Raw genomic sequence first — 15,853 nt, 5'->3', positions numbered from 1 at the left:
GTACTGTGCCGATTTCGTCATCAGCGGCAGATAAATCCATCAAGCCGTCGCCCCCCGGCGCGGGCCACGCTTGCGTTCACTCATCTGAACGGACGTGGCCCCCCATGAAACGCATCACCGTGATCGATTCCCATACCGGCGGCGAACCGACCCGACTGGTCACCGACGGTTTTCCTGACCTGGGCCAGGGCAGCATGGCCGAGCGCAGGCAGCGTATGGCCGAGCAGCACGATGCCTGGCGCACCGCCTGCGTGCTGGAACCGCGAGGCAGTGATGTGCTGGTGGGGGCGCTGCTCTGCGAGCCGGTGGACCCGAGCGCCTGTGCCGGAGTGATCTTCTTCAACAACAGCGGCTATCTGGGCATGTGCGGCCACGGCACCATCGGCCTGGTGGCGTCACTGGCCCATCTGGGCAGGATCGGCCCCGGTGTGCACAGCATCGAAACCCCGGTGGGCACGGTGCAAGCAACCTTGCATGAGGACCGTTCGGTCAGCGTGCGCAACGTGCCGGCCTACCGTTACCGCAAGGCACTGGCCCTGGAGGTGCCCGGCATCGGCCCGGTGGTGGGCGATGTGGCCTGGGGTGGCAACTGGTTTTTCCTGATCGCCGAGCATAGCCAGCGCGTGGCCGGCGATAATCTCGACGTGTTGACCGCCTATACCTACGCCGTGCAGCAAGCCTTGGAGCAGCAGGGTTTTCGCGGAGAGGACGGCGGCCTGATCGACCACATCGAACTGTTCGCCGACGACCCGCAAGCCGACAGCCGCAACTTCGTGCTCTGCCCGGGCAAGGCCTATGACCGCTCCCCGTGCGGCACCGGCACCAGCGCCAAACTGGCGTGCCTGGCCGCCGATGGAAAACTGCAACCCGGCCAGATCTGGCGCCAGGCCAGTGTCATTGGCAGCGAGTTCGAGGGCTCCTATGAACGCTCGGGCGAACGCATCGTGCCGACCATTCGCGGCCGTGCCTACATCAGTGCCGAGACCACGCTGGTCATCGAAGCGGATGACCCGTTCGCCTGGGGCATTCGTCCGTGAGCGAGGGCCAGGTCGCCGACGTGATCATCATCGGTGCCGGCATCATCGGCGCTGCCTGCGCTCGAACATTGGCCCAACGCGGCTTGAAAGTCCTGGTGCTCGACGCTGGTTGGCACGGCGCGACGGCGGCTGGCATGGGCCACCTGCTGGTGCTGGATGACAACCCGGCGGAACTGGCCCTCAGTCAATATTCCCTGCAACGCTGGCGCGAACTGGCCCCGGCCCTGCCCGAGGCCTGCGCCTGGCGCAACAACGGCACCCTGTGGCTGGCGGCCAATGCCGAGGAAATGGCGGTGGCCCACAGTAAATACCTGAACCTGCTGGCCCATGGCGAAGCCTGCGAACTGATTGGCCGCGCCGCCCTGCATCAGCGTGAACCCCAATTGCGCGAAGGTTTGGAAGGCGGGCTGCTGATCAAGGGTGACGGCATTCTCTACGCCCCGGCTGCCGCGCGCTGGATGCTCGACGCGCCCAACATTCGCCAGCAGCGCGCCCGCGTCAGCGAAGTCGACGGCCAGCGCGTGCGCCTTGACGATGGTCGCTGGCTGAGCGCCGACGCGGTAGTCCTGGCCAATGGCATCCAGGCCACCGAGCTGTGTCCGGAGCTGCCCATCGAAGCGAAAAAAGGTCACCTGCTGATCACTGATCGCTACCCCGCCACGGTCACCCACACGTTGGTGGAACTGGGCTATGTCACCAGCGCCCACAACGCCAGCGGGCCGTCGGTGGCGTGCAATATCCAGCCACGCCCAACGGGGCAATTGTTCATCGGCGCCTCGCGGCAGTTCGGCACCGTCGACCCACAGGTGGAAGGTTGGATGCTGGCGAAGATGCTCAAGCGCGCCGTCGAATACCTGCCGGGGCTGGCGCAGCTCAACGGCATTCGTGCCTGGACCGGTTTTCGCGCAGCAAGCCCCGACGGCTTGCCGTTGGTGGGCCAGCATCCGCAGCGCAAGGGCCTGTGGCTGGCAGTCGGTCACGAAGGCCTGGGCGTCACGACGGCGCCCGCAACGGCCGATTTGCTGGTCGCCCAACTGTTCAACGAAACCTCGCCGCTTGCCCCTCAAGCTTACCTGCCACAGCGCTTTCTCGGAGAACCGGCCCATGCCTGACTTATTCCTGGACGGTCGCCCCCTGTCAGTCGCTGATGGCACCAGCGTCGCGGCGGCATTGGCCTTGGGGGCGGACGGCTGTAGTCGTACCTCGGTCAGCGGTCAGCGCCGGGCGCCCTTGTGCGGCATGGGCATCTGCCAGGAATGCCGGGTGCTGATCGACGGCCGTCGACGCCTGGCCTGCCAAACCCTTTGCCACGACGGCATGCACGTGCAGACCCGACCATGAACGAAACCACCGACCTGCTGATCATCGGTGCCGGCCCCGCCGGCATGGCCGCCGCCCTCGCCGCAGCAAGCAGCGGCGCGCGCATTGTGCTGCTGGACGACAATCCGCTACCGGGCGGGCAGATCTGGCGCGACGGTCCCCAGGCCAACCTGCCGACCCAGGCACGCCGTCTGCGAGACCGATTGCATGCCTGCACTAACGTCCGCTGTCACGCTGGCGCGCGGGTAATCGCCTGTGCAGGAGACAAAACCCTGTTGGTGGAGAATGCCGAGCGCGGCTGGCAGATCACTTACGAGCGCTTGATCCTCTGCACTGGCGCCCGGGAGTTGCTGCTGCCCTTCCCCGGCTGGACGTTGCCCGGAGTGACCGGAGCTGGCGGCTTGCAGGCACTGATCAAGGGTGGCCTGCCGGTGCGCGGCGAACGGCTGGTGATCGCTGGCAGTGGACCTCTGTTGTTGGCCAGCACCGCCACGGCGAAACATCAGGGGGCACAGATACTACGGATCGCCGAGCAGGCCAGCCGCGCCGCCGTGAGCGGTTTCGCCGCGCAATTGCCACGCTGGCCGGGCAAGCTCTTCCAAGCGTTCAGTTTGTTCGACCGACACTACCGCACCGACACCCATGTGCTGGAGGCGCTCGGTCGGGAGCGACTCGAGGGCGTGCGCCTGCTGCAACAAGGCAAGACGATCGAACTGGCTTGCGATCGGCTGGCCTGTGGCTTCGGGCTGATTCCCAACACCCAGCTCGGCCAGGCCCTGGGCTGCGCAGTTGAACACCAGGCCCTGGCCGTTGACGCCTGGCAAGCCACCACCCGCGTCGAACATTACGCCGCCGGAGAATGCACCGGTTTTGGCGGCAGTGAACTGGCCCTGGTGGAAGGCGCCATCGCCGGCCACGCCGCCGTCGGCAATACCGCCGCCGCCCAGCGCCTGTGGTCGCGTCGTGCCCGTTGGCAGGGTTTCGCCCAGGCATTGAACAAAGCCTTCACCCTCGATCCACAGCTCAAGACCCTGGCCACGGCTGACACCCTGGTTTGCCGCTGCGAAGACGTGCCCTATGGCGAACTGGTCGACCATGAAAACTGGCGCGAAGCGAAACTGGCCAGCCGCTGCGGCATGGGCGCATGCCAGGGCCGAGTGTGCGGCGCCGCCTTGGAACACCTGTTCGGCTGGACACTGCCCACACCCCGCCCGCCCTTCAGCCCGGCGCGGATCGAGACCTTGCTGGCCCTGGAAGAAACCCCACCCACCTGAACCCGACACACATCCCACTCAGACCTGTACTCACCACAAACTCCCACAGGGATTTGAGGTGAACTTCAACTTTGCGGCACCGCAGGACCCCATGTGGGAGCGAGCCTGCTCGCGATAGCGGCGTGACAGGCAGCGCATTTTCGATTGACACTGCGCCATCGCTTCCACAAAAAAGACGACGCCGGCCATGTATCCCTCGCTCACTTCCCTCGCGCCCTGTGACCTGGACACCCTGCTGCGCAGCCTGCAACCCATCGCCCCACTGCTGGACACCCTCGCGGACGTGGTGTTTTTCATCAAGGACAAGCAGGCCCGCTACACCTTCGTCAACCAGACCCTGGCCCGGCGCTGCGGTTTCAAACACAGCACGGATCTGCTGGGCCTCACTGCCGAACAGGTATTCCCCGAACGCTTCGGCCCGCTGTACACCGAACAGGATCGCCGGGTGTTGGCCAGCGGCCGGGAGTTGGCCGACCAGCTCGAACTGCATCTGTATTACGGCAACCAACCCGTGTGGTGCCTGACCCACAAGCTCGCCCTGCATGACCCAAACGGCCAGGTCGTCGGCCTGGCCGGCATTTCCCGTGACCTGCAATTGCCCCAGTCGAGCCACCCAGCCTTCCAGAAACTGGCAGCGGTGGATGCTCATATCAAAAGCCACTTCGCCCGCCCCATCAGCCTGGCCGAACTGACCGCCATTGCCCAATTGTCGGTGGCGCAACTGGAGCGGCACTGCAAACGCATCTTCCAACTCACACCGCGGCAGATGATTCACAAGGCACGCCTGGAAGAAGCCTCGCGGCTGTTACTCGACAAAGACCTGCCGATCACCGAAATCGCCCTGCGCTGCGGCTACACCGACCACAGCGCCTTCAGCCGCCAGTTCCGTGCCCTGACCAGCCTGTCGCCCAGCCAGTATCGCGAGAGTCAGCACTGACGCCTGTTCCCCGATGGGGCGTCGCCCCCCATGGCTGCTCCCATCTGTAACACACAGCCCCAGCGCGGCCCCCTGCCCGACGTGGTACCGCGCGGCCTGAAAGCCTCTAGATCAGCCTTCCAGCGGCATTACCGCGACGCGACCGCAAACAGGCATGCCGATTGCTTATCTAATATCGTATACGAAATCCTCAATACGATATCTCACCGCATTTATTCGACAGCGAGGCATTTATGAAAAACCCTGCATTGGCCGTAGCCCTCAGCGTTGTCCTCACCCCGCTTCTCATTGCCCCCGCCCACGCCGACAAACTCGACGACATCATCGGCTCGGGCAAGCTGCGTTGCGCCGTGACCCTGGACTTCCCACCCATGGGCTTTCGCGATGAAAGCAATAAGCCGGCGGGATTCGACGTGGACTATTGCCACGATCTGGCGAAAGTCCTCGGTGTGGACGCCGAAGTGGTGGAAACCCCGTTCTCCGACCGAATCCCCGCGCTGCTGTCTGGCCGCGCCGATGTGATCGTCGCCTCCACATCTGACACCTTGGAACGGGCCAAGACCGTCGGCCTGACCGTGCCCTACTTCGCTTTCCAAATGGTCGTGCTGACCCGCGACAACACCGGCATCAACAGCTACGCCGACCTCAAGGGCAAGAACCTGGGCAACACCAGCAGTACCTACGAAGCCATCGCCCTGGAGAAGGACCAGAAGAGCTGGGGCAGCGGCAGTTTCCGCGCCTATCAGTCGCAGAACGACACCCTGCTGGCGGTCGCCCAAGGGCACATTGACGCGACCGTGGTGACCAACACCGTGGCCGCCGCGACCATCAAGTCGGGCAAGTACAAGGGCCTGAAGATCGCCGGCGATGCGCCCTATGTCATCGACTACGTGTCCCTGGGCGCCAAGCGCAACGAGTACGGCCTGCTCAACTACCTCAACCTGTTCGTCAATCAGCAAGTGCGCACTGGGCGGTACAAGGAGTTGTTCGTCAAATGGGTCGGCACCGACATCCCGCCGGCCAACCTGACCGTTCCCCAGGTCTACTACTGAGGATCGGCGCATGCCAAGCACGCCTGTCCGTGTGAAAGGCCGCAGTCTGGTGGGGGGCGCCGCCGAGGGCGCCCTGCTGTTCGCCGAAGTCGGCCTGAGTTTCTGGGGCGGAGTCGATCCGGCCAGTGGCGAGGTCATCGATCGGCATCACCCGTTGAGCGGTGAACGCCTGACCGGGCGCGTATTGGCGATTCCCAGCGGACGCGGCTCATGCACCGGCAGCAGCGTCTTGATGGAGTTGATCAGCAACGGCCATGCACCTGCGGCCCTGGTGCTGGCCGAAGCCGATGAAATCCTGACCCTGGGCGTGCTGGTGGCCCAGGTGATTTTCCAACGCTCGTTGCCGGTATTGTGCGTGGGGCACGAGGCTTTCAACAGGTTGCGCGGCCAGGGCTTTGTCCGCCTCGAGGGCGACGTCCTGACGCTGTCTGGCCGCCGCCCCAACGACGGCTGGCAGGGTTCGGACGTCTGCCGGCAGCCGCCCACTCCCTCGACCCTGGACCTGACCGAACAGGACCAAGCGTTGCTCGACGGCACTCACGGCAAGGCGGCCCAAGTGGCGATGCAGATCGTGTTGCGCATGGCCGAGATCCAGGGCGCCACGCAACTGCTAAACGTGACCCAGGCCCACATCGACGGCTGCATCTACACCGGCCCGGCGAGCCTGCGCTTTGCCGAACAACTGGTGCGGTGGGGCGCGAAAGTCCGCGTGCCCACCACCCTCAATTCCATCTCCGTGGACCAGCGTCGCTGGCGCGAACTGGGTGTCGATCCGGCCCTGGGCGAGCCGGCCAGTGCCCTGGGCGATGCCTACATGGCGATGGGCGCGCAACTGAGTTTCACCTGCGCGCCCTACCTGCTGGACACCGCGCCCAAGGCCGGCGAACAAATCGTCTGGGCCGAATCCAACGCGGTGGTCTATGCCAACAGCGTGCTGGGAGCGCGCACGCAGAAGTACCCGGACTTCCTCGACATCTGCATTGCCCTGTGCGGACGGGCGCCGTTGACTGGCTGTCATCTCGACGACCGGCGCAAGGCCGGGCTGATCATCGACGTGCCGGCGCTGGGCAACGTCGATGACAGTTTCTATCCGCTGCTGGGTTATCACATCGGCGCTTTGGCGGGCCGGCGCATCCCGCTGATACGCGGCCTGGAACATGCCGCCCCGAGCCTGGACGACCTCAAGGCCTTCGGCGCCGCATTCGCCACCACCAGCGCCGCGCCGTTGTTCCACATCGCCGGGGTGACGCCGGAAGCCCTCGACCCTGCCAATGTCATGGAGAACGCCACCTTGCCGCAGGAAAGCGTCAATGTCGCTGGCCTGCTCGCCAGTTGGCGCGAGCTCAACAGCGCCCGGGACAACTGGGTGGACGTGGTGTCCCTGGGCAATCCGCATTTCTCCCTCAGCGAATTCGCCACCCTCGCGACCTTGTGCGCGGGGCGGGTCAAGCATCCGTATGTAGTGCTGGCAATCACCTGCGGGCGAACGGTATTGGAACAGGCGCGCAAGGCCGGATACCTGGCGGCCATCGAGGCCTTCGGCGCGGAGTTGGTGACCGACACCTGCTGGTGCATGTTGGGCGAACCGGTGATCCCGCCCCAAGCCACCACGCTGATGACCAACTCCGGCAAATACGCTCACTACGCACCCGGCCTGGTCGGTCGCGGCGTGCACTTTGCCGCGCTTGCCGAATGCGTCGAGGCCGCCTGCACCGCCGCAACCTCCGGCCAGCCGCCGATGTGGCTGCAACCCACTGCCCGCAGGGGGAGCCCGACCCATGTTTGATGACTACAGCTTCCAATGGCGTCCGGCCTTGCGCGCCCTGCCCGACATGCTCGCCGGAGCCTGGGTGACCTTCGAGACCGCTGCGCTGTCGATGATCTTCGGCGTGCTGATCGCCCTGGTGCTGACGGTGATGCGCCAGGCCCCGAATCGCTTGCTGCGAGGCGTGGGCAATGGCTGGGTGTCCATCGCCCGCAACACGCCCTCGCTGTTCCAGATCTACATCCTCTACTTCGGCCTCGGCTCCCTCGGGCTGCACGTCAGTTCCTGGCTGGCGCTGCTGGCCGGGATCACCTTCAACAACGCCGGTTACCTGGCGGAAAACTTCCGTGGCGGCCTCAAGGCCGTGCCGAGTACGCAAATGCGCGCCGCCCGCTCCCTGGGGATGAGCGCTTTCCAGGCCTACCGGATGATCATCGTCCCGCAACTGTTGCGCATCGTCTTCTATCCGTTGACCAACCAGATGGTCTGGGCGGTGCTGATGACGTCCCTGGGCGTAGTCGTCGGCCTGAACAACGACCTCACTGGCGTCACCCAGGAATACAACGTCAAGACCTTCCGCACCTTCGAATACTTTGCCCTCGCGGCGGTGCTGTATTACCTGATCGCCAAGCTGATCGTCGGACTGGCCCGGCTGTTGTCCTGGCGGCTGTTTCGTTACTGAGGAGGGTTGGTCATGTTCTCTACAAGCCTCACCGTTAACGATCTGTTGTTCTTGCTGGACGGGGCCTGGGTCACGTTGCAACTGACCGTCTGGTCGATCCTGCTGGGCACCCTGGCCGGATTACTGTTCGGCCTGTTGCGGGCCCTGTTGCCGCGAGCCAGCCTGCCGTTGGCCTGGGTGTTGGACGCGTTTCGCAGCGTGCCGCTGCTGATCCAGTTCGTGCTGTTCAACTCCCTCAAGAGCATCGCCGGCCTGAACCTCAGCGCCTTCGCGGTGGGCTGCATCGTCCTCGGGGTCTACGCCGCCGCGTACTTCACCGAAATCGTCCGCGGTGGGGTGCTGGCGGTGCCGTTGAGCACCCGCCGGGCCAGTCGGTCACTGGGTCTGAGCTATGTGCAGGACCTGCGTTTCATCGTCCTGCCGATTGCCACGCGGGTGGCCTTTCCCGGCTGGCTGAACCTGGTACTGGGCGTGATGAAAGACACCGCGCTGGTGATGTGGATCGGCATCGTCGAATTGCTGCGTGCTTCGCAAACCATCGTCACGCGCATTCAGGAACCCCTGCTGGTGCTGTGCATCGCGGGGCTCATTTACTACGTCATGAGCCTGGTGGTCGCCCGCCTCGGCGCACGTCTGGAAAGAAGGTGGCAGGAAAATGATTGAGATCGAAAACGTGCACAAGTCCTTCGGTGACCTGGAAGTGGTCAAGGGTGTGAGCCTGACGGTGGACAAAGGTGAAGTGGTGTCGATTATCGGCGGTTCCGGCTCGGGCAAGTCGACCCTGCTGATGTGCATCAACGGCCTGGAGCCGATCCAGAAAGGCAGCATCCGCGTGGACGGCATCGAGGTCCATGACCACGCCACCGACCTCAATCGCCTGCGGCAGAAGATCGGCATCGTGTTCCAGCAATGGAACGCCTTCCCCCACCTGACCGTGCTGGAAAACGTGATGCTGGCGCCGCGCAAGGTGCTGGGCAAGAGCCGACAGGACGCCGAGGCGCTGGCGGTGAAGCAGCTTGAGCATGTGGGCCTGGGGGACAAGCTCAAGGCCTTCCCCGGCAAGCTTTCCGGCGGCCAGCAACAACGCATGGCCATCGCCCGGGCCCTGGCGATGTCGCCGGACTACATGCTGTTCGACGAAGCCACCTCGGCCCTGGATCCGCAGCTGGTGGGCGAAGTGCTGGACACCATGCGCATGCTCGCCGAAGACGGCATGACCATGGTGCTGGTGACCCACGAGATCCGCTTCGCCCGGGACGTGTCCGACCGCGTGGCGTTCTTCTGCAACGGCCGGGTCCATGAGATCGGGCCGCCGGACCAGGTGATTGGCAATCCGATGCAGCCGGAGACGGCGGCTTTCCTTAAATCGGTGAAATAGCGAATGGCCTCATCGCGAGCAGGCTCGCTCCCACACTGTTTTTGTGTACGCCACAGAACCCTGTGGGAGCAAGGCTTGCCCGCGATGAGGCCCGAACAGACAACACAAGGATTTGACTCATGCGCTCATCGAAAATCATCCATGTAGTGAGCTGCCACGCCGAAGGCGAAGTCGGTGATGTGATCGTCGGCGGCGTTGCCCCACCGCCCGGCGCCACGGTGTGGGAACAGTCACGCTGGATCGCCCAGGACCAGACCCTGCGCAACTTCGTCCTCAACGAGCCCCGTGGCGGCGTATTCCGCCACGTCAACCTGCTGGTGCCGGCCAAGGACCCACGGGCGCAAATGGCCTGGATCATCATGGAGCCGGCCGACACCCCGCCGATGTCCGGCTCCAACTCGTTGTGCGTCGCCACCGTGCTGCTGGAGAGCGGCATCCTGCCCATGACCGAACCCCAGACCCGCTTGGTGCTGGAAGCGCCGGGCGGCCTGATCGAAGCGGTGGCCGACTGCCGCGACGGCAAGGTGCAACGGGTCGAGATCAAGAATGTGCCCTCCTTCGCCGACCGCCTCGATGCCTGGATCGAAGTCGAGGGCCTGGGCTCGTTGCAGGTGGACACGGCGTACGGCGGCGACAGTTTTGTGATTGTCGACGCCCAGCGCCTGGGCTTCGCCATCCGCCCGGACGAGGCCGCCGAGCTGGTGGCCGTGGGCTTGAAAATCACCCGGGCCGCCAATGAACAACTGGGCTTTGTCCATCCGTTGAACCCCGACTGGTCGCACATCTCGTTCTGCCAGATCGCCGCGCCCATCGTCCAGGAAAACGGCATCGCCACTGGCGCCAATGCCGTGGTGATTCAGCCGGGCAAGATCGACCGCTCCCCCACCGGCACCGGCTGCTCGGCGCGCATGGCGGTACTGCACGCCAAAGGTTTGATGCAAGTCGGCGAACGCTTTATCGGCCGCTCGATCATCGGCTCCGAATTCCACTGCCGCATCGATTCGCTGACCGACGTGGCCGGACGCCCGGCGATTTATCCGTGCATCGCCGGGCGCGCGTGGATCACCGGCACCCATCAGCTGTTGCTCGACCCGGCCGATCCGTGGCCGCAGGGCTATCGGCTTTCGGATACCTGGCCGGGCGCGTGATTTCCATATTTGCACACCTGCTGTGGGAGCAAGGCTTGCCCGCGATGAAGATAACGCGGTCTTCGGTGGAACCGAGGCGCCCGTTTCGCGAGCAAGCTTTGCTCCCACAAATCCCCTCGCCACAAACCTCTAACAACCGGAGACAACCATGAGCAAACGCATCAACTGGAGCGGCGTCTTCCCTGCCGTCACCACCCAATTCAACGATGATTTTTCCATCAACCTGGAAAAAACCCACCAAGTGATTTCCAACGTCATTCGTGATGGCGTTTCCGGCCTGGTGGTCTGCGGGTCGGTGGGGGAAAACACTTCCCTGAGCGCCGAGGAAAAGATCGCCGTGACCGAAGTCGCGGTGGACGCCTCCCGTGGCCGCGTACCGGTGATCTGCGGCGTGGCCGAGTTCACCAGCGTGCAGGCGGCCAAGGTCGCCAACGCGGTGCGCAAGGTGGGGGTCGACGGAGTGATGCTGATGCCGGCGCTGGTCTACGGCTCCAAGCCGTTCGAGACCGCCGAGCATTTCCGCTACGTCGCTCGGCATGCCGACGTGCCGTTGATGGTCTACAACAACCCGCCGATCTATAAGAACGACGTGACCCCGGACATTCTGATCTCCCTGGCCGATTGCGACAACGTCGTGTGTTTCAAGGACTCCTCCGGCGACACCCGGCGCTTCATCGACGTACGCAATGAAGTCGGCGACCGTTTTGTGTTGTTTGCAGGTCTCGACGACGTGGTCCTGGAAAGCCTTGCCGTGGGCGCCGAAGGTTGGGTCTCGGGCATGTCCAACGTATTTCCGAAAGAAGGCGAGACCATTTTCCGCCTGGCCCGCGCCGGGCGCTTTGCCGAAGCGATGCCGATCTACGAATGGCTGATGCCGATCCTGCACCTGGACGCCCGCGCCGACCTGGTGCAATGCATCAAGCTGTGCGAAGCCATCGCCGGCCGCGGCAGCGCCCTCACCCGCCCGCCGCGCCTGGCCCTGCCGGAAGCGGACCGGCTGTTTGTGGAGCAGATCATGGCCAAGGCTTTGGCGAATCGGCCGATGTTGCCGGATGTGGGGCTTTAGGACTTCCCCCTGAAGCAAGGGCACCCTGTGTGGGAGCGGGCTTGCTCGCGAAAGCGGTCTGTCTGATATGACTATGCTGCATGTGCCGCCGTCTTCGCGAGCAAGCCCGCTCCCACAGGATTGGTGGTGAATACCGAATCGTGAACACACGCAATAAAACTGTGGGAGCGAGCCTGCTCGCGATAGCGGTCTGTCTGAATCGACTATGCTGGATGTGCCGCCATCATCGCGAGCACGCTCGCTCCCACAGGGATTCAAGGTGTCCCATGAACTATTTCCTGGCCCAGGCCCTGAACAATCAGTGGGCCAATCACCGACTGCTCACTGCCTGCGCGCAGTTGAGCGAAGCCGAATACGCGGCGCCGCGCACGGGGTTCTTCCCATCCATACAAGGCACGCTCTGCCATATTCTGGAAGTGGACCGCTATTACCTGACCGCCCTGGAAGGTGACCGGGACGGCCAGATCAAGGACTTTTCCGAAACCTTGGCGTTTGCCCAACTGAAGGAAAGCCAAACCCGAGCCGACCGGCAACTGCTGGCATTGTGCGAAAGCCTGCGAGAAAGAGACCTCGCCCGCTGCATTGAGCTGGTACGCGTGGACGGCGTGGTGCGTGAGCGGATCGACCGGCTGTTGCTGCACCTGTTCGAACACCAGATCCACCACCGTGGCCAAGTCCACGGGATGCTCAGTGGCACCGGCATCAAGCCGCCGCAGCTCGATGAATTTTTCCTCGATTGCGACCGCCCGTTCCGGCAACAGGAAGAACGACAACTGCGGCTCAACGAAGGGCATGTCTGGCGGGACTATCTACCTGACTGAATCGATACTCCGTGTGAAAAAATGCGATGGCCGCTGCCGACCATCGCCAAATCGCCCACCCGGGCGCTCTCAGATCCGTGCGGGAGACACGATGATTTTCACGTTGTGCTCCTTGTTGTTGACCAGTTCCTCAAAGCCCTGGCCGACAATCTGCTCCAGCTGGATGCGGCCGGTCACCAGTGGCGAGATGTCCAGGCGCCCATCGGCGATGAAAGCGATCACATCGGCAAACTCGCCGTTGTAGGCCAACGCGCCGAGCACCTGCTTCTCAGTGGACACCAGCTCGAAGAAATTGAATTCGCTGGGCTCCTCGAAGATCCCCACCAATACACATTTGCCAGCCTTGCGGATCAGGTCGATGGCCAGTTTCGCGGTGTGCTTGTTGCCGATGCATTCGAAACTGACATCGGCCCCCAGGCCGCCGGTCAGACGACGAACTTCGGCCAGGGCGTCGCACTCCTTCGGATCGATCACATGGCTGGCCCCGACCTCCAGGGCCTTGGCTTTGCGCGCGCCGGACATTTCCAGGGCGATCACCTGGGCCGCGCCGGCGGCCTTGGCGCACATGATGGTGCACAGGCCGATCGTACCGGCACCAACCACGACCACGTTCTGGCCCAACAGGCTGCCGGCCTTCTTCACCGCGTGCATCCCCACCGCCAACGGCTCGATCAACGCACCGGCCTCGGCCGGAAAATCAGCAGGCAACTTGTAGAGCAAATTGGCCGGTACGTTGACCAGTTCGGCAAATGCACCGTTGTTCATCAGCCCGGTGAAGGCCAGGTTCTCGCAGATGTTGTACAGCCCATGGGTGCAGTAATAGCAGGTGCCGCAGTGCTGGCAGGCATCAGCCGCCACCGGCTCACCGACACTGAAGCCTTCGACGCCGGCCCCCAGTTCGACGATCTCGCCGCAGAACTCATGACCGAGGATGCACTGGCCCTTGATCCCGGTCAGCGGGTGCGGCGCGTCCACCGGAATGAACACCGGCCCGGCCACGTATTCATGCAGGTCGGAGCCGCAGATACCGCACCATTGCACACGGATCTGCACCCAACCGGCGGGCGGCGAAACCGGCAGTGGCACGTCTTCGACGCGGATGTCGTTGCGGCCATGCCAGACGGCGGCGCGCATGCTGCGGGTAGGCTTGATTGAAACGTTCATGACGTTGCCTCCAGAAGTTTGTCGGGGCGACGAACCACCTCGCCGCCCGCTTGATCAGCGCTGTTCGATGAACCCGAGGATCAGCCGGTTGACCTGCTCGGCTGCTTCCATTTGCACCATGTGGCCCTGGCCGGAAAGCACTTCGACCTGGGCACTCAACCCTTCGCTGTGGGCCACCGGGATGATTGCGTCGTCGCTGCCCCAGATCACCAGCGTCGGTACGTGGCCGGCCTGCACGACCTCGCGCAGGTCCACCTGCTGGTGACCGTCCTTGAAGAGCGTCGCTGACAGTTGCCGCAGCGCAGCGTCCACCCCCTCCAGGCGCTTGTACTTGAGCATGTCGTCGAGCATCTGGCGGTTGACCAGTTCGGCATTGGAGAACAGTTGCACCAGTGCCGGCTTGAGGGCGTTGCGGTTGGCGGCTTCGACGAAACCTTCCAGGTAGCTGCCATTGATCTGCGCGCCCAGCCCGGCGCTGCCGATCAAGGTCAGCGAGCGGACTCGCTGGGGCATCAGGCGCGCGGCGTTCAGCGACACCGCCCCACCCATGGAATGCCCCACCAGATGCACAGCGTTGATGTCGAGGTGATCGAGCAGGCCCAGCACCACGCCGCTCAGCTCGTCCAGATCACCGCGTTGCAGGGTTTTCGAGGACTCGCCATGGCCCGGCAGGTCCAGGGCAATGACCCGACGCCCGGCTGCCAGTGCTTCATGGTTGAATAACCAACCGTTCAGGTCGCCACCGAAACCATGCACCAGCAACAGCGGCGTGCCGCCCTCGCCACGCTCGAAATAACGGATGACCCGCCCGTCCAACTCGACTTTCTGCGGTTTCGGCCCGCTGTCTTCATCGGCCACGTCACCGGGGACAAAAGTTGATTGGAACTGCTCGATAACCGCATCGATCTCGGCGTCACTGGCTTCGCCCTCAACGACAATCCCGAGCAAGGCGCCGACCGCCAGGGTTTCGTCCTGCCGGGCAATCTGCCGGCGCAGGATTCCGGAAAACGGCGCTTCGACACTGCTGGAAATCTTGTCGGTTTCCACGTCCATCACTTCATCACCCTTGGTGATGGCCTGGCCCTCCTCCTTGAGCCAGGCATCGACCCGGCCCTCGGTCATCGACAGGCCCCACTTGGGCATGGTCAGGGTATGAATCTGGCTCATCAGCGCTTGCTCCACTCGATCACGTTGAGCACGGCTTGCTCGATCTTCGCCGCGTCGGGGATATACAGGTCTTCCAGCGAATCGGAGAACGGCACCGGGGTATGCGGTGCGGTGACCATCTCAATCGGGGCCTTGAGCGCGCCAAAGGCTTTTTGCGCCACCAGGGCCGAAACATCGGTGGCCATGGAACAGCGTGGGTTGGCCTCGTCGATCACGACCAGGCGCCCGGTCTTCTCGACGCTTTCGAGGATGCTGTCCTCGTCCATCGGGCTGGTGGTGCGCAAGTCGATGACTTCACAGTCGATGCCACGCCCAGCCAGGCTGCGCGCGGCGTCCATGGCGGTGTTGACCATGCGCCCGTACGACACCAGGGTCACGTCCTTGCCGTCGCGCAGGAAATTGGCCTCGCCGAAGGGAATGGTGTAGAGCTCTTCCGGCACCTCGCCCTGCATGCTGTAGAGCAACTTGTGCTCGCAGAAGATCACCGGGTCGTTGTCGCGGATCGCCTGGATCAGCAAGCCCTTGGCATCGTAAGGCGATGACGGGCACACCACTTTCAGCCCCGGAATGTGCGTCCACAAGGACGTGAGCATCTGCGAGTGCTGGGCGGCGGCGCGCAGGCCGGCACCGACCATGGTGCGGATCACCAGGGGCGTGGAGGCCTTGCCGCCGAACATGTAGCGAAACTTCGCCGCCTGGTTGAGGATCTGGTCCAGGCAGCACCCGGCGAAGTCGACGAACATCAGTTCGCACACCGGACGCACGCCGCAGGTGGCGGCTCCCACAGCCGCGCCGACGTAACCGATTTCCGACAGCGGCGTGTCGAGCACGCGGCCGGGGAACTGGTCGTAAAGGCCCTTGGTGACACCAAGCACACCGCCCCAAGCGTCGTTTTCACCAGGCGCGCCGGCACCGCCAGCCACGTCCTCGCCCATGATGAAAACGCTGGAGTCGCGGCGCATTTCCTGGGCCAGGGCCTCGTTGATTGCCTGCTGATAGCTGATTTTTCTCGCCATGATGGGATTCTCTATTCTTGTTTTAT

The 15,853-nt window shown here is 63.9% G+C and carries 16 protein-coding genes; 13 read left to right on the top strand and 3 right to left on the bottom strand.

Translation table 11 applies throughout. From position 1 onward, the window contains the following. The first annotated feature begins 104 nt into the window (after positions 1 to 104). From PSH86_RS13975 to PSH86_RS13915, 13 genes are all read left to right on the top strand, one after another. Complete coding sequence (locus PSH86_RS13975; protein ID WP_305490272.1) at positions 105 to 1,037, top strand: 4-hydroxyproline epimerase; 933 nt, start codon at positions 105 to 107, stop codon at positions 1,035 to 1,037. After that, positions 1,034 to 2,149, top strand: a complete 1,116-nt coding sequence (locus PSH86_RS13970) for an FAD-binding oxidoreductase (protein WP_232199958.1) — start codon at positions 1,034 to 1,036, stop codon at positions 2,147 to 2,149. The genes PSH86_RS13975 and PSH86_RS13970 overlap by 4 nt, the downstream gene beginning before the upstream one ends. Then, the gene (locus PSH86_RS13965) at positions 2,142 to 2,378 is read left to right on the top strand and encodes a 2Fe-2S iron-sulfur cluster-binding protein (RefSeq protein ID WP_116832234.1); all 237 of its coding nucleotides are present in this window, start codon (positions 2,142 to 2,144) and stop codon (positions 2,376 to 2,378) included. Before PSH86_RS13970 ends, PSH86_RS13965 begins: the two co-directional genes overlap by 8 nt. Continuing rightward, positions 2,375 to 3,631 (top strand): FAD/NAD(P)-binding oxidoreductase, encoded by a 1,257-nt coding sequence (locus PSH86_RS13960; protein ID WP_305490271.1) that lies wholly within the window; start codon positions 2,375 to 2,377, stop codon positions 3,629 to 3,631. The genes PSH86_RS13965 and PSH86_RS13960 overlap by 4 nt, the downstream gene beginning before the upstream one ends. A gap of 187 nt (positions 3,632 to 3,818) precedes the next feature. Further along, positions 3,819 to 4,568, top strand: coding sequence for an AraC family transcriptional regulator (locus PSH86_RS13955; protein ID WP_176688006.1), 750 nt, complete (start codon positions 3,819 to 3,821; stop codon positions 4,566 to 4,568). 233 nt (positions 4,569 to 4,801) lie between these two features. Beyond that, on the top strand, positions 4,802 to 5,620 hold the full coding sequence (locus PSH86_RS13950) for a transporter substrate-binding domain-containing protein (RefSeq protein ID WP_109756179.1): 819 nt from the start codon (positions 4,802 to 4,804) through the stop codon (positions 5,618 to 5,620). A gap of 10 nt (positions 5,621 to 5,630) precedes the next feature. Further along, positions 5,631 to 7,406, top strand: coding sequence for an aconitase family protein (locus PSH86_RS13945; protein WP_305490270.1), 1,776 nt, complete (start codon positions 5,631 to 5,633; stop codon positions 7,404 to 7,406). Then, entirely contained in the window at positions 7,399 to 8,067 is a 669-nt protein-coding gene (locus PSH86_RS13940; RefSeq protein WP_109756181.1) for an amino acid ABC transporter permease, read from the top strand. Before PSH86_RS13945 ends, PSH86_RS13940 begins: the two co-directional genes overlap by 8 nt. Before the next feature lie 12 nt (positions 8,068 to 8,079). After that, positions 8,080 to 8,730, top strand: a complete 651-nt coding sequence (locus PSH86_RS13935) for an amino acid ABC transporter permease (RefSeq protein ID WP_116832231.1) — start codon at positions 8,080 to 8,082, stop codon at positions 8,728 to 8,730. Continuing rightward, on the top strand, positions 8,723 to 9,445 hold the full coding sequence (locus tag PSH86_RS13930; protein ID WP_116832230.1) for an amino acid ABC transporter ATP-binding protein: 723 nt from the start codon (positions 8,723 to 8,725) through the stop codon (positions 9,443 to 9,445). Before PSH86_RS13935 ends, PSH86_RS13930 begins: the two co-directional genes overlap by 8 nt. A 119-nt stretch (positions 9,446 to 9,564) precedes the next feature. Continuing rightward, a complete protein-coding gene (locus PSH86_RS13925; protein ID WP_109756184.1) occupies positions 9,565 to 10,593 on the top strand; it encodes a proline racemase family protein in 1,029 nt (342 codons plus the stop codon). Between the two features lie 148 nt (positions 10,594 to 10,741). After that, positions 10,742 to 11,659, top strand: coding sequence for a dihydrodipicolinate synthase family protein (locus PSH86_RS13920; RefSeq protein ID WP_109756185.1), 918 nt, complete (start codon positions 10,742 to 10,744; stop codon positions 11,657 to 11,659). Between the two features lie 266 nt (positions 11,660 to 11,925). After that, entirely contained in the window at positions 11,926 to 12,480 is a 555-nt protein-coding gene (locus PSH86_RS13915) for a DinB family protein (protein WP_305490269.1), read from the top strand. A gap of 69 nt (positions 12,481 to 12,549) precedes the next feature. Here the strand turns inward: PSH86_RS13915 and PSH86_RS13910 are convergent, their stop codons facing one another. The 3 genes from PSH86_RS13910 to PSH86_RS13900 form a co-directional block, all read right to left on the bottom strand. Then, positions 12,550 to 13,614, bottom strand: a complete 1,065-nt coding sequence (locus PSH86_RS13910; RefSeq protein ID WP_232200268.1) for a 2,3-butanediol dehydrogenase — start codon at positions 13,612 to 13,614, stop codon at positions 12,550 to 12,552. Between the two features lie 84 nt (positions 13,615 to 13,698). Continuing rightward, complete coding sequence (locus PSH86_RS13905) at positions 13,699 to 14,811, bottom strand: acetoin dehydrogenase dihydrolipoyllysine-residue acetyltransferase subunit (RefSeq protein ID WP_305490268.1); 1,113 nt, start codon at positions 14,809 to 14,811, stop codon at positions 13,699 to 13,701. Further along, positions 14,811 to 15,827, bottom strand: coding sequence for an alpha-ketoacid dehydrogenase subunit beta (locus PSH86_RS13900; RefSeq protein ID WP_109756188.1), 1,017 nt, complete (start codon positions 15,825 to 15,827; stop codon positions 14,811 to 14,813). Before PSH86_RS13900 ends, PSH86_RS13905 begins: the two co-directional genes overlap by 1 nt. Positions 15,828 to 15,853: the final 26 nt, after the last annotated feature.

The organism is Pseudomonas sp. FP2300, assembly GCF_030687595.1.
Taxonomy (GTDB): domain Bacteria; phylum Pseudomonadota; class Gammaproteobacteria; order Pseudomonadales; family Pseudomonadaceae; genus Aquipseudomonas; species Aquipseudomonas bijieensis.
The sequence above is the reverse complement of the archived record's forward strand: the minus strand, read 5'-3'. Positions and strand labels throughout refer to the sequence as shown.